This window comes from Providencia sp. PROV261 (assembly GCF_028477945.1).
In the GTDB taxonomy this organism is placed as follows: domain Bacteria; phylum Pseudomonadota; class Gammaproteobacteria; order Enterobacterales; family Enterobacteriaceae; genus Providencia; species Providencia stuartii.
In genome coordinates this window covers 194,417-207,260 of record NZ_JAMPMC010000005.1, presented here as the reverse complement: position 1 = coordinate 207,260, position 12,844 = coordinate 194,417, and the positions used below count along the sequence as shown (strand labels likewise).

Here is a 12,844-nt window from a genome sequence, read left to right as displayed (position 1 = left end):
CAAACCGTTTTTATGCAGACAAGCAGGATTATTTTTTAAGGTTATTTTCGAGGATCAACACTTTCTTTTCTGCTCTTTCATTTCCCTGAGAGGCGGCGAGCTTATACCAGTAAAGTGCTTTTCTATCATCCTGTTTGACGCCCATACCGTATTGGTAGCATGCTCCCGTGGCATATTGTGCGTCATTATTACCGTGTTGGGCTGCGCGAATAAACCAGTGACAGGCTTTTGCTTGGTCAGCAGGCACACCATCACCCCTCGCATAAATTAATGCTAAATTAAATTGAGCAGAAATTTCACCTTGTTCGGAGGCCAGTGTTAGCCATTTAATCGCGGATTTCACCTCTTTTTTCACCCCCTGACCATGCAAATAGAGCATACCTAAGCTATTTTGTGCGGGTGAAAAGCCCAGTTGAGCTGAGCGTGAAAAGTATTGATAGGCTTGCTGATAATCGGCTTTATCATACATGCCAGTGGCGGCTTGATAACCCAATAAATAAAGAGCTTGGGGATTATTTTGCTTTGCTAGCGACTGGTAGATTTGTTGTGCTTTTTGGGGGTCTTCAGTAACGGCAATGCCTTTTTCATACCAGTAAGCTAGCATTAATTCTGCGGGTTGAAAATGTTGTGCTGCCGCCTTAACCAACCAAGCTTCGGCTTGTTGTTTATTTTTAGGCAATAATTTATCAACGCCGCTCAGAGTATATTCAGCCATATTTAATTGGCCTAGAGGGTCGCCTGCTTCAGCCGCTTTTTTCATCCAAAACAGCATTTGTTCTGGGCTCTTATCGACACCATTGCCTTGTTGATACAGCAACGCAAGGTTAATTTGCGCTTTTGTAAACCCTTGCTGAGCCGACAAACGATACCACTTAGCGGCCTCCGTTAACTGTTTTTCGGATTGAAGCAGCATAGCAAGGTTAAACTGAGCTTCGGCTTGTCCGTCCTGCGCACTTTTGAGCAACAGTTGTTTGTCTTGAGGGGGAGACAAAGGTGCTGCATAACTGTTAAGCGCAAAGGCACTGCAAATAACGAACAGTGACAACAAAAATTTTTTCACTGAAGATCCTTTTATTAACGTATCTACCATAAGGTTAACTCGCTGTTTTCCCTAGCGCAATAAACAATCTCTTTCAGGTGGTTATCGCAAAATAGCTATTTGTGCTGCAAAAGGAATTTCTGGTGATAAAAAAATAAAAAATTATGAACCTTTTGTATGAGCTGGTGGTCTTAGTAATAAGTATATTCTGTTTGCTTGCGTAAACATTCATATATTTACCCTCAACATTCATTTCTTTACATGAAGTAATGCAATAATGCAGCTATGAAATGGTAGTTTTACTCGAAGTAACTAAGATCCTTAAGTAGAATGCATTATGCCCAGCCGATTTGCTGGGCTTTTTTTTATCTAACTTCCTTCAAATCCCACCTGATTAGTTCTGTGAATAGATAGATGGAGTGTGGTTCCATACGACTCCCATCGCGTGATTAAATATCAAACAACTCATCCCAAATAGAGTATCCAATAATAGATTTTTTAGTCGGACGGCACTGTCATATAACAATCTACCGAGGGAAAGATATAAGGTTATTAATTGAAATGAGCTTAAGGTAAATTTAATTATCTTAGTTTTAAAATTAGCACAAAATGTTTAACATTTACGTATCAATTGGTTAATTAATATCCAGCATTAACTGTGTAAATTAGCTATAAAAGTGACCTTATTCACGATATCGAACTATTTATGGGGTAATTAGTACTAGCTAAATCTTTATTTTTGGTGCATAAATAGCGTATATTGCTTAATTGATTTTCGCATTTCTAGCGGTATTTATCACTATCAATGTTGAATAAATAATCAAATCTGCTTTAACTCATTGAATTTTATGTTTGTGATTCATAAGCATCCTATTACACACAGTGATGTCGAATTTGAAGGTTAATGTATCGGCGGGAAGTTAGTGAATTTAACGCGTTTAACCGGACAACTTTGGATTTTTAAACTGGAATTCTTGAGACAATAACAATGCTGAGGGTATAAACAGTACCCCATTTAGCTTTTTTTGCTTATGTACAGGTTGTCATAGAGGTAACTAGTGTCCACAACTAACAACAAAGAGGAAGTCAGTCTTAACGCGTTTAAGCAACCTCGCTCGTTCTATCTCATCTTTTCTATTGAACTTTGGGAACGTTTTGGTTATTACGGTCTCCAAGGGATCCTCCCTCTCTACCTAAGCCAAGTGCTGGGCATGTCAGAAACAGAGTCAATTACTTTGTTTTCTGCTTTTGCTGCATTAGTTTATGGCTTTGTTGCTATTGGGGGATGGTTAGGCGATAAAATTCTCGGCACAAAACGCGTTATCGTTCTCGGTACGTTAGTGTTAATTGCTGGTTATGCTTTCGTCGCATATTCAGGGCACGATGTCTCCATGGTGTATATCGGGCTAGCAACGATTGCTGTTGGTAATGGTTTATTTAAGGCTAACCCATCATCGTTACTATCCACTTGTTATGAAAAAGATGACCCGCGTTTGGATGGTGCATTCACCATGTACTATATGTCCGTTAACATCGGCTCTCTTTTCTCGATGTTAGCAACGCCTTGGTTGGCAAAACATTATGGTTGGGATATTGCCTTTTCCCTCAGTGTTGTCGGCCTCGTTATCACATTGATTAACTTCTTTATGTGTAAGAAATGGGTTGCCGATCATGGTTCTAAACCTGACTTTGCTCCAATAGTGATTTCTAAATTGCTAGTGACTATTGTAGGGGTTGTGGCTCTGATCGTGATTTCTACATGGTTACTGCACAATTTGGAGATCGCTCGTGCAGCATTGGGTATCATTTCGCTAGGGATTATTGTTATCTTTATTAAAGAAACCTTAGCGCTAAATGGCTCTGCACGTCGTCGCATGATTGTTGCACTTATTCTGATGTTAGAAGCTATCGTCTTCTTTGTTCTGTACAGTCAGATGCCAACCTCGCTTAACTTCTTTGCGTTACACAACGTTGAGCATGAAATATTTGGAATATTCTCTGTTGAACCAGCACAATATCAAGCATTAAACCCATTCTGGATTATTATTGGTAGCCCAATTCTGGCGGCAATCTACAATAAAATGGGCGATCACTTACCGATGCCACACAAGTTTGCTATCGGTATGTTGCTATGCTCGGCAGCCTTCTTGGTGTTGCCATTAGGTGCGAAATTTGCCAACGAGGCGGGGATAGTGTCTGCTGGCTGGCTCATAATTTGTTACGGTTTCCAAAGTATTGGTGAACTGATGATCTCAGGTCTCGGCCTCGCGATGGTAGCGCAATTGGTTCCTCAGCGTTTGATGGGCTTTATCATGGGAGCATGGTTCTTAACTAACTCTGCTGCTGCATTTATTGCCGGTTACGTAGCATCCTTGGCCGCTGTACCAGAAGGGAAGGTGACAAGTTCACTTGAATCACTATCCGTTTACAGTGATGTCTTCTTGAAAATTGGTATTGTAACGGGTGTGATTGCGATTTTGATGGTGATTACTGCTCCAATGTTGAACCGTATGACATTGGCACAAGATAAATAACGCAGTTTAACCTATATAAAAGGCCATAGACGGTGAGCTGTCTATGGCCTTTTTACTATGTCACCATCCTTTTTACTATGATGGGGTCAGGAATATGTTGTTGTAATACCATGCAAGGGAACAACCGCATATTGGGGCAATTAGTTTTTCACTTTATGCACAATATCAACGTATTTTGATTTATCATCCGGTGTTGGATAAATACGATAAGTATATTCTTCCGGCGTCACGGTGATGTTTTCAACTACGCGGGTAAATAGCACTTCACCTTTATCATTTTTCGCGGTAATTGAGCGGCTTTTACCATCGTCACTAAATGACCAGTCACCCTGCATTTTTGGCTTACCTTCTGGCGTCATCATTTTAAATGTGCCATCTGGAAAGTATTCGGCAAGTCCAAAGAAATTGGCAACTTGTTCATTGGCGGGGTCAACTTGCTTGTTATCTTGATCAAGCGCTTCTGTGGTTACCCAGACTTTACCTACCATGATATCCTCATAGCTATTGAGTTTTTTCGCGACAGACGCTGAAAACGTAGTGCTAGCGTTAGCATTTGAGTTAGCTTGAGCTGTAAAAGCAGACAGGGTTGACAGAGCGACGGCTGTGGCGATAAAAAGTTTCAATTTCATAAATACTCCATTATTAGATCATGATACAGATGATTAAAAAATATCCTTCTATAACCTAGAAGAATAATGTCAAAATGTGAAGGTGAAAATTATTGCCAATTATGTCGTCGAACTAAGTAGATTTACAAAGGCGCTTTGAAAAAGAACTGGTAGGTTTAATACCAGTTCGATCAGATGAGATTAATGGAAATGTCGGTTATTAATAATCTTTAACGAACGGTTATGACCATTAATTAGCAGCGTATTCGAGGTGTAACTGTGGGAATGATGCGCGATGCCATCCATTAACACTGTGGGGGTAATGGCTGTTGCTGCAAACATGACATCATTACTACTCACCATTGAGTCTAATGTGAGAATTTCCCCAATATTCACGCCCATTTGGCGGCAGCGCGCTGCCTCTTGTTCAGCTAAGAGTCTATTTTGTGCATTATCTCCTTTAGCTTGAGTACGAGAGACTAAACGAGCTTGCATATCACCACCTAAAGCACGTGCAATGGCGGCACTAATAATACCTTCAGGTGCACCGCCAATACCATACATCATATCAATAGGATGCTCAGGTAAGATAGCTAATAAGGAAGCTAAAACATCGCCATCAGGGATTGCAATGACATTCGCACCAAAATTGCGAATTGTTTGCATGATATGTTGATGGCGTGGCTTATCAAGCATAGCAATTGATAAATGAGCTATTGGTTTATTCAGTGCTGAGGAGAGGTTTTCAAGATTTTTTTCTAATGGATTATTGAGATGTACTGTACCTTTGGCTTCGTAACCGACAACCAATTTTTCCATATACATATCTGGAGCCTGTAACAGGGTACCCGTTGGCGCTGCGGCTAAAACCGCAATGGCATTGTGCTCATTACAGGCGACCATACGAGTACCATCAATAGGATCAACAGCGATATCTAATTTCTGTTTCGCTGAGGGATTACCCACTTGCTCCCCAATATATAGCATGGGCGCATCGTCAATTTCACCTTCACCGATCACGACTTGACCGTGAAAATCTAATTCATTTAGGCGGTTACGCATGGCTTCAACGGCGGCTTTATCTGCTGCGTTTTTATCTTGTTTACCTACCCAATTATGCGCGGCTAATGCCGCAACCTCTGTAACGGAAGCGATTGCATAAGCTAATTCATCGCTAATTTTCATTATTTATTCCCTGAATGCGAAAAGAAATCATATATAGATATGATACTTTTTTTGTGATCTCTATGGCAAATAATCGGTGAACAAAATCAGGAAGGAAAAGCAGGCTAATGCTAGCCTGCTGAGTAGGTTAGAGCATTTCGACGATAGTAATACCGCCAATAATTGAGATGAGGGAGGCTAATGTACTGAGTAAAACTGTGCCAGCGGAGGTGTCCGTGTAAGCCTTATTACTGATAGCCAGTGCCGGTACCGCCGTTGCTGTTGGTAAAATACCGATAATAAAGGCTGATTTTAACATATCGCCCTGTAGCCCCAATGCAATACCCGTTCCTAGTATTAATGCGGCTTGCAAAAAGTTTTTCACAAAGACGTTGAACACAATCTCAACACTGATTTTCAGCTTAATACCTGAAAGTAATAAGCCAAGGAAAAACAGCGCGACACCACCAGCGGTTTTACCTAATTCGTTGACCGAATTTTGCAAAATTTCAGGTAATTTAACGCCAAATATGGCTAATAGCGCCCCTAATATAGGTAAGAAAACTAATGGCTGTGCAATCGCTTTGCCGATCGATTTAAAAATACCATTATTCTGTTGTCTGCCACTAATAAGCAACAGGGTAAAAGGAATAATAATAATGGTATAAATTAAATTTCCCAACACCATCGCAATAAGACCGGACGACCCGACCGTTGCTAATAAAACAGGTGGTCCACAGTAAGCCATATCAGGGAAGGAAACCGATAAGGCTTGCATTGCTGCATCTTTCTTATTATGACGAAAGAATAACTTACCAACCACGAAGCCAATAATATAAGAAGCGATTAAACCAACCGCCAACGCTAATAGATAATCAATATTTAGCAGTACGGAAGGTGGCGCTTGTGCAGCGGCAAGAAATAAAGCAAAAGGTAGCGCAATTTTAACCACAAAGTCTGCAAACGCTTGTGAATACTCACGTTTTATAAAACCATATTTCCCGGATAGCCACCCGACCGCTAAACCGAGGATGATTGGTCCAAGTGCAGCCATTATTATATGTAACAGCATAATGTCCTCATAATATGAAATAAAAATATTTCCAGCATATTTAAGCTGCGATTGATGGAATCGATTAATCCTAATTTGAGTATCGAAATAAAACTATTTATATGCAATCTAAATTATTTTGTATATACTTCTTTTATTGATACTCTTTCTTACATTATTAATGCGTATTTATTTTTTAATAATGTAAACATATAAATAACATAAATTTATAAAGAAAGGCGAAAAAAAGATGAGTTTTTATTAAATAACATCAATGAAAACAAAAAAAAGAGTTACAGAGAATCAAGAGAGATAAAAAATAGTCAATAAGCATATTACATTAGCAAAAAAGGCTATTTTATGGTTCCTCTTAATAAGAGTAATAGCGTGTTGGCTTGTAGGACAAACTCTTTTTGAGTTACCGTTTTTAGGCATAACCTAGCGAGCACTTTAATTTGTAATAATTTATTACAGCAGCTTGGCAATAGCTAGAATGCTATCTACACTAGGCGAAGAGAGGAATACGCTTTTTTTGCAAATTTTTTAATCGTAGGTTTAAAGATGAGGGAAAGCTATTTGTGGATGGCTTGATACTGATAGGGTTAATAATTGCTATTTTAGCAGCTGTTTCACCTATACTTGCGATTATCGCAATAGTTTTTGTCCAGCGAGTGAAATACCAATTATTCCAGCAAAATCAACGTATTCTATCATTAGAGCAAACGCTAAAGCGCTATCAAGATAGGGAGATTAATCAGCAAACGGAGCTGAGCCCTCCAGAAACGATTGTTGCCTCTGAAAAACCACAACAATATCAAAGCGCCTCGGAAGAGCTCTCTCATTATTCTAATGAGTTGGAGCCTTTGCCTACGGCTCCACCCGTCTTAAACTCCCAAGTAACAGAAGAAGTACCTCAACGGCAATTCCAACCAACAGTGGATGTTAATCGTGTTGCTCAATCTTCAAACAACGTTGGTCATCCTTCAAACAATAAAGTGAGTGGCCAAAATAATGAGGTAGTCCCTCTATTTAGTCACTTTTTTAGTTGGATTTGGAAAGGGAACCCACTAGCAAAAATTGGTATTCTTTTGCTGTTTTTTGGTATCGCTTATTTACTGAAATTCAGTATTCAAAACAACATGCTATCACCACAAGTACGCCTGATAGCGAGTGCAGTAGCTTGTTTAGCTTTACTTGGTGTGGGGTGGTATTTACGCCATAAAAAGTCTTTATTTGCCTTGATCTTACAAGGTGGCTCAATAGGCTGTTTTTACATTACCGTTTTTGCCGCTTTTAAACTGTATACAATGCTACCTTATAGTATGGCATTCGTTGCAATGATCTTGATTTGTGCAGCCAGTATTTTGCTTGCATTGTTACAACGAGCGATCAGTTTGGCTGTTTTAGCCTCGTTAGGCGGGTATTTAGCGCCTATTTTGCTATCTACTGGTGGCGGAAATCATATTCTGCTCTTTTCCTACTATTTAATGTTATCAATCGCCATTTTAGTGATTAGTGTATGGCAAGCATGGCGCCCACTTAATTTAGTTGGCATGTTCATGACCTATGCAGTCGCACTATTATGGGGAGTACAGTATTATCAAATTGACTATTATGTTTCTAGCCAACTGTTTCTGATTGCTAACTTAATTGTGTTTAATGTGTTAACACAATTATTTGCATTACGTTACCCACACGAGAAGCAATTAGTTGTCGACTATACATTACTGCTTGTTCCACCTTTTATTAGTATGGCAATGCAGTGTGCAATTTCTTGGCAAATCAGCTTTGCGCCAGCATTTTCGGCACTATTACTCGGTTTACTTTATTTACTCGCTGGGTTAAGGATCCATAAACGCTATGCTGTGGTGGGGAAAAATTTAGCATTAGGCAATATTATCATTGGTATTGGGTTCGTTACGTTGGCAATACCACTGGCGCTCACCTATGAATGGACATCAATTCTTTGGTCTGTCGAAGGGTTATTATTACTGTACTATGGCTTCTCTCAGCAAAATAAAAAACTAATCGTAATTGGGCCATGGCTTATTTCAGTGAGTGCCTTGATCTTATTAGCTGGTTTTTCCTTCAATATATGGAGCCGTACAAGTACTTATTTGGTGCCTGTCTTATTGGCGGCTTGTTTCAGTGCCGGTGCGATATTTCACGTAAAACGTGGCACATCAGAAAATTACAAAGTGCTTAGCTATGCTTTCTTAATTCTTGGCTTGATGATTTGGATTGTATGGCTCCCTGTTATCACCGACATATTATCTTGGAGCGGTGAGTCTGAAAGCTTCATCATCATGGCATTAGTCATTATTTCCGCTTGGCTATGGCGCATGTTAGCCATTAAGACTGATTGGGTGCCTTTATTGTTATGCCAATCGTTTATTTGGCTAATTGGCTATTACTATCTGGCCTTGGATTTTATTAATGACCAAAACCCAATGGGGAGAGGAGATGGCTCTCTGATTTGGCCAGTGATGTTAGGTAGTTCGATTTTATTTGTGATACATGCTCAGAAAGCGCGTAATATTTGGCTGCAACGTATATTACACGGTGCAACGTTTTGGCTGATCTTGGCGTTTATTGCGACACAAGTGAATTGGTTTGTCGCCATTTTACCTTGGGGAATGAATGAGCTTGGTTACTTTATCTATGTGATGGCGATAACCCTAACAATTTTAGTGATGTATTGGTTGCAAAGCCAAAAAATGCCGCCAATGAAACGCAACGGTATAATTTATTGGTATAGTTTTTTACCTGTTATTGTTGTTTTAATCGGCCTCTCATTTATTGCTAATTTTGAAGATGGGAAACTGACATTCTGGAATTATGTTCCACTGATCAACCCATTGGATGAAGCCGGTTTATTTAGCATTGCTTCGTTATTATTAATGCGTCGTGGGCTAATACAAAAATTAAAGAAAATTAGGGAATTTGACCTTTGGATCATTAGGGGACTAGGCTTTTCGGCTATCGTTCTGAGTGGGGTATGGTTTAATGGCATAATCATCAGGATCATCTCCGATTTTGCTGAAATTAATTGGAATGTCGATGCGCTCTTTAATTCTCGATTAGTCCAAACTGTCCTCTCTATTAGTTGGTCACTAGTCGCTTTAGGCTTTATGATTTTTGCCAGCATTAAACAAAACCGTATGAGCTGGTTCTTGGGGGCAGGAATATTTGCTTGTGTTATTGCTAAATTATTCTTAGTCGATATTTATGGGCAGGATGGCTTATCTCGTGCAATAAGCTTTATTGTTGTCGCGGTGTTGATTTTAGTGGTGGGGTATTTTTCACCACTGCCACCAAAAACAGCCCAACATAAAGGAACTAATGAGGTTGAAGATGAAGCTAACTAAAAGCAAAGGGAAGTGGCTGACTTTCGTTTATCTTTCTTTTTCATTTTTATTGTCTAGCTTCGTGCATGCACAAGAGCAAAAAGCATTAACGCCCTATGACTTTTATCAGGGCATAGAATTGAAATATTCTAGCGATAATAGTTCGTTTGCTTGGCTTGAGCTTCCTTCTGAAGCCTATATCAACTCTGCATATCCTCAAACATTACAAGATGTCAGAGTGTTTAATGGAACAGGTCAGGAGGTTCCATCGGCTTTATTTTATGATACAGAAGAGAGGCGTAAAATCTCACAAGTTAGCTTTGCTTTGCAGCGACTAATTATTCGTGCAGACCAAGTCAATTCGAAAGAAGAAACTCACGACGATCAACAATATCTTTTGATTGAAACGCAACCAAGTAAGCTAACACGCATAGAATTGCCCGCAATGCAGCAAGCCAAAGATGCGGTATATCAATCTTATCTATTAACGCGACAAAATAATAATCAAGAAGATTTTCCGATTCAGACACTTTCTTTGCAGTGGATGAATAATCAACAAGATTGGCAAGGGAAAGTGTTTATTTATGCTAGCGATAATAAACAGGATTGGGTGAATATTTCTGCTTATCAGCCTGTCATGAGTTTGAATTCAAACTCTGGGGGGATTTATAGCAATACAATTAAGTTATTAGAAGGGCATTACGTTGCGCTAAGAGCCCCTTATTTGATGGTCATTATTGTGGCAGCTAAAGAGACGAAGATCCCTGATTTAACAATGGCGCAAGGGACCTCTATGGTTGTTCATTCAACAAGGCGGCAAGAGACCTGCCACTTTATTACCAATAATGAAGGGGTGTCACTAAACCAATTAATATATCGTTTACCCTCGCCACAGCCTTTAAGTGCGATTGTGATCCAATTGCGGCAAGCAAACCGCGTGTTGCCTTTACACATTGAATATACCTCTACTTCTGGAGAAGAATGGCTACCACTAACAAATATAGTGGCCTATAACCAAATACAAAATGGCCAAGAAATCCGCAATCCGGAGTTGGTATTAAATGATTTAATGGTTAAAAAACTCAGAATTACTGCATTAAAAGGCAGCTGGGATGATAAACCACCATATATTGAAGGGAAACGCGATGCCGTTAATTTAATGTTCAACGTACAAGGAGCATCGCCTTATCTATTAGTTTGGGGGAGCCAGCTTGCCGGTATTGATAATATCAGCTACCAAGAGTTACTTGGTCAACCACTAACAATCGATGAATTAATGCATCGTTATCCTAAATTGTATGTGCCAGAAGAGATTATTGAGCTGGGTGGTGAAGAGCAATTAACATCAAATGACTTTGTGATAAATGAGTTTGACTGGATGACTATCACGTTATGGGTGCTACTTGGGGTAGGGATCATCGTATTGCTGTATTTCTGCTGGTATCTATTAAAAGAAGTGAATGCAAAGTCATCAGAATAAATTAACTTCCTTTCGAAAATCCTTATCGCTAATAGGGGGAAAACGTTCTCCCTATTGTGATAAGCGACCGTACAGCGCCTTTATAGAAAAGGCATATTTTGCTATTAAAAAATTTACAAAATTCCCCAAATGATTACTTGTCGGTACTATTTTTTGACATGGTATTGCGCTAAAACGAAGGTTGAGCAGGAGGGAATTTCAATGAGAACACGTTTTTTTTCAAAGTTATTTATTGCTATCGCATTGCTAACCAGCGCGTCATTATTTGCTGAGGCGGCAGAAACGGTCACTTCATACGAGCAGGTTAATGTGAAAATAGAACATCCATTGAAACAAAATAAGATGCAAGATCTTGGTGATATAGAATCAATGCGTGAGCAAGCCGAGGTAAGGCGTGTAGAGCTGACTGAAACAACAACAGATCGCCGCTTTAATGGTCGCCAATTCCGAATTGGTGACAAGCAATGATCACCTTGTATTTTTATCGTGTCTCATCTTATAGTGAGCACTAAACTAACGTGAATCATCAAAAGGAAATACCATGTATCAAGGGCAATGCCTCTGCGGCGCTGTAAAAATTAGTACCCATCAGCCTATCGATAAAATAAGTGTTTGTCATTGCAGTATGTGTCAACGTTGGAATGGTGGCCCTGGCTTTAGTGTTGATTGCCATGATGATGTCGTTATTGAAGGGGAAGAGGCGGTGACGCGTTTTGCCTCATCACAATGGGGTGAACGCGCATTTTGCCAACGGTGCGGAACGCATCTATTTTATCATCTGCATTCACCGTCTTCTTACTATGTTTCTGCGGCTTTATTTGAAGAAAGTCAGCATGCAGAGATGGCCATGCAAATATTTGTTGAGAGTAAACCTAAGTACTACAACTTTATTGAAAAAACACCCATGCTGACAGAACAAGATATTATGAAGCTAATGGCTAAATAAAAGGTTTGAGAGCCAGCCGTTGCTGGCTTAGTTAAATTTAATCTATTTTATTTTGCTTCCATAATGTTAATACCCTAAATATGAATTACAATAACCTAAAAGACTTATAACCTTTTATAGAAGGCGATTTAATTCTGTGCATTTGATGTGGGGAAGTGCACGCAAGCTTACCATATCAATATGCATCACTATCTAGGGAATATAACGAATGAATAGTATGAGAAATATGCGGCACGCCAGTAATATTGCGTGGGTTTTGCAATGGGTATTAAATATTGGCTTGATCGCATTAGCGATTGTACTGGTTTTCTTTTTAGCAAAAGAAACGTACACCATGGCCTCCTTAATGTTTAGTGGGCAAAAGGAAGCAACAGCATATGAACTATTAGAAAGAATTGTGATTTACTTCCTCTATTTCGAGTTTATTGCACTGATTACTAAGTATTTTTTGTCTGGTTACCATTTTCCATTAAGGTATTTTATCTATATCGGCATTACGGCTGTAATACGTTTAATTATTGTTGATCACAGCGATCCACTGACAACACTACTTCATTCTGCTGCAATTTTAGTCTTAGTGGTTGCCCTTTATATCGCCAATACCGAAAAACTAAAACGAGAGTAGAATATTTCAAAAAAAATTAATGGTAAAAAAGGAATGTTATTCATTCCTTT

General features: G+C 39.3%; 10 protein-coding genes. 6 read left to right on the top strand and 4 right to left on the bottom strand.

The annotated features are described in order from the left end of the window. Window positions 1–28: 28 nt before the first annotated feature. Window positions 29–1,060 carry an SEL1-like repeat protein gene (locus tag PR675_RS03730; RefSeq protein WP_040133023.1) on the bottom strand — a complete coding sequence of 344 codons (1,032 nt, stop codon included), beginning with the start codon at window positions 1,058–1,060 and terminating at the stop codon, window positions 29–31. A 1,037-nt stretch (window positions 1,061–2,097) separates the two neighbouring features. Between PR675_RS03730 and dtpA the strand changes: the two genes are divergently transcribed. Next, the gene (dtpA, locus tag PR675_RS03725; protein ID WP_004918766.1) at window positions 2,098–3,573 is read left to right on the top strand and encodes a dipeptide/tripeptide permease DtpA; all 1,476 of its coding nucleotides are present in this window, start codon (window positions 2,098–2,100) and stop codon (window positions 3,571–3,573) included. Between the two features lie 140 nt (window positions 3,574–3,713). Here dtpA and PR675_RS03720 read toward each other — a convergent pair whose 3' ends face one another. From PR675_RS03720 to PR675_RS03710, 3 genes are all read right to left on the bottom strand, one after another. Next, window positions 3,714–4,202 (bottom strand): DUF4822 domain-containing protein, encoded by a 489-nt coding sequence (locus PR675_RS03720; protein ID WP_014658099.1) that lies wholly within the window; start codon window positions 4,200–4,202, stop codon window positions 3,714–3,716. A 180-nt stretch (window positions 4,203–4,382) separates the two neighbouring features. Beyond that, a complete protein-coding gene (gene glpX / locus PR675_RS03715; protein WP_004918770.1) occupies window positions 4,383–5,366 on the bottom strand; it encodes a class II fructose-bisphosphatase in 984 nt (327 codons plus the stop codon). 127 nt (window positions 5,367–5,493) lie between these two features. Beyond that, a complete protein-coding gene (locus PR675_RS03710; protein WP_040133024.1) occupies window positions 5,494–6,417 on the bottom strand; it encodes an AEC family transporter in 924 nt (307 codons plus the stop codon). A gap of 557 nt (window positions 6,418–6,974) precedes the next feature. Between PR675_RS03710 and PR675_RS03705 the strand changes: the two genes are divergently transcribed. From PR675_RS03705 to psiE, 5 genes are all read left to right on the top strand, one after another. After that, entirely contained in the window at window positions 6,975–9,764 is a 2,790-nt protein-coding gene (locus tag PR675_RS03705) for a DUF2339 domain-containing protein (protein ID WP_014658101.1), read from the top strand. Then, entirely contained in the window at window positions 9,751–11,223 is a 1,473-nt protein-coding gene (locus tag PR675_RS03700; RefSeq protein ID WP_004918779.1) for a DUF3999 family protein, read from the top strand. Before PR675_RS03705 ends, PR675_RS03700 begins: the two co-directional genes overlap by 14 nt. A 201-nt stretch (window positions 11,224–11,424) precedes the next feature. Continuing rightward, entirely contained in the window at window positions 11,425–11,691 is a 267-nt protein-coding gene (locus PR675_RS03695; protein WP_014658102.1) for a hypothetical protein, read from the top strand. Window positions 11,692–11,764: 73 nt separating this feature from the next. Continuing rightward, window positions 11,765–12,169 carry a GFA family protein gene (locus PR675_RS03690; RefSeq protein WP_060561340.1) on the top strand — a complete coding sequence of 135 codons (405 nt, stop codon included), beginning with the start codon at window positions 11,765–11,767 and terminating at the stop codon, window positions 12,167–12,169. A gap of 208 nt (window positions 12,170–12,377) precedes the next feature. Then, complete coding sequence (gene psiE / locus PR675_RS03685) at window positions 12,378–12,794, top strand: phosphate-starvation-inducible protein PsiE (RefSeq protein ID WP_272582681.1); 417 nt, start codon at window positions 12,378–12,380, stop codon at window positions 12,792–12,794. Window positions 12,795–12,844 lie beyond the last annotated feature (50 nt).

Excerpts from the sequence above, each read along its gene's own strand:
- PR675_RS03695 (WP_014658102.1), top strand. The coding sequence starts at position 11,425 with ATGAGAACACGTTTTTTTTCAAAGTTATTTATTGCTATCGCATTGCTA.
- psiE (WP_272582681.1), top strand. The coding sequence starts at position 12,378 with ATGAATAGTATGAGAAATATGCGGCACGCCAGTAATATTGCGTGGGTT.
- PR675_RS03720 (WP_014658099.1), bottom strand. The coding sequence starts at position 4,202 with ATGAAATTGAAACTTTTTATCGCCACAGCCGTCGCTCTGTCAACCCTG.
- PR675_RS03690 (WP_060561340.1), top strand. The coding sequence starts at position 11,765 with ATGTATCAAGGGCAATGCCTCTGCGGCGCTGTAAAAATTAGTACCCAT.
- PR675_RS03700 (WP_004918779.1), top strand. The coding sequence starts at position 9,751 with ATGAAGCTAACTAAAAGCAAAGGGAAGTGGCTGACTTTCGTTTATCTT.
- PR675_RS03710 (WP_040133024.1), bottom strand. The coding sequence starts at position 6,417 with ATGCTGTTACATATAATAATGGCTGCACTTGGACCAATCATCCTCGGT.
- glpX (WP_004918770.1), bottom strand. The coding sequence starts at position 5,366 with ATGAAAATTAGCGATGAATTAGCTTATGCAATCGCTTCCGTTACAGAG.